This is a genomic window from Larkinella knui, assembly GCF_003858645.1.
GTDB lineage: Bacteria > Bacteroidota > Bacteroidia > Cytophagales > Spirosomataceae > Larkinella > Larkinella knui.
Genome location: NZ_RQJP01000016.1, coordinates 1 through 1,264, shown reverse-complemented (window position 1 = coordinate 1,264; position 1,264 = coordinate 1). Strand labels below are relative to the sequence as shown.

At 46.8% G+C, this 1,264-nt stretch carries 2 protein-coding genes; both read left to right on the top strand.

Going from position 1 to position 1,264, the window contains the following annotated elements; genetic code table 11:
- The first annotated feature begins 66 nt into the window (after positions 1–66).
- On the top strand, positions 67–369 hold the full coding sequence (locus EHT87_RS31145) for a transposase (RefSeq protein WP_185716400.1): 303 nt from the start codon (positions 67–69) through the stop codon (positions 367–369).
- On the top strand, positions 312–1,232 hold the full coding sequence (locus tag EHT87_RS31140) for an IS3 family transposase (protein ID WP_124910713.1): 921 nt from the start codon (positions 312–314) through the stop codon (positions 1,230–1,232). Before EHT87_RS31145 ends, EHT87_RS31140 begins: the two co-directional genes overlap by 58 nt.
- Positions 1,233–1,264 lie beyond the last annotated feature (32 nt).

The following is a 1,264-nucleotide window of genomic DNA, read 5'->3' as shown; positions in this document are numbered from 1 at the left end:
TGGACTTGTTACATTTGACTGGAGACTTTTTTTAGGCAGATTTGGGAGACTAACTCCAATTTGACTATGGTTAAACGACGTGTTTATGACGAAGCGTTCAAGGGAATGGCAGTCGAGTTATCTTATGCAAAAGGATCCATACAAGATGCCGCCCGTGAATTGGGGATTGATCCTGGCCGAATCCGTAAATGGAGGCAACGACATCAGAAAAACGATCAGACCCAGCCTGTTAATGCTACACTTTCTGACGAGCAGCAACAAATTAGAAGGTTGCAACGGGAGCTTAGAGAAGCTCAGATGGAACGCGATATATTAAAGAAGGCAGTCAGCATCTTCTCCAGGAACGACGGAAAATATTCCGATTTATAAAGGAAAACGCTCATTTATTTCCCGTTGAGAAGATGTGCAAAGTATTGAAGGTGAGTAGTAGTGGTTACTATTACTGGCGTAAGCATCCGGTCGGCACTCGCCAACGAAACCAAGAACAGTTGGTGAGCCATATCCGGCGTGTGCATGCCCAGAGCCAAGGTCGCTACGGTAGTCCTCGGATTGCCGACGCACTTCGTGAGCAGGGCGTGAAGGTCTCGCGCAACCGTATTGCCAGACTCATGAGGAAAACAGGTATTTGTAGCATTGTTTACAAAAAGTATCGGGTGCAGACGACCGACTCAAATCATGATTATCCAGTGCCTAAAAATCTATTAAACAGGGAGTTTACGGCCGATAAGCCCGGTCAAAAGTGGGTCTCTGATATCACTTACATTGCCACCAAAGAGGGATGGCTATATCTGACTGTGGTTTTGGATCTGGCAGATCGAAAAGTGGTTGGCTGGGCCATGAGTGAAGGCTTGAAAGCGGTAGAGACCAGTGTAGCAGCTTGGCGGATGGCCTTCAAAAACAGAGTGATAGATGGCAAATTGGTCTTCCATTCGGACCGAGGTATTCAGTATGCTTGCTGCGAATTTGGAGATGAGTTGAAGGGCCTACCGGTTGCACAGAGCATGAGCCGCAAGGGCAATTGTTGGGACAACGCTGTGGCGGAGAGTTTTTTTAAGACGCTCAAAAGTGAGTTGGTGAATCACACTCATTTTGCGACACGAGCTGCAGCTCGGTTGGCTATATTCGAGTACATTGAGGGTTGGTATAATCAACGACGAAAACATTCGGCATTGGGTTACCGCACACCCTGTCAACAAGAATCTTATTTTTACACATCCTCAATGGCCGCTTGACAAAAAATCTCCAGTGAACCGTTGCAAGTCCA

Bases quoted from the DNA above. Each gene is read 5' to 3' on its own strand.
- EHT87_RS31145 (WP_185716400.1), top strand. From the start codon at position 67: ATGGTTAAACGACGTGTTTATGACGAAGCGTTCAAGGGAATGGCAGTC.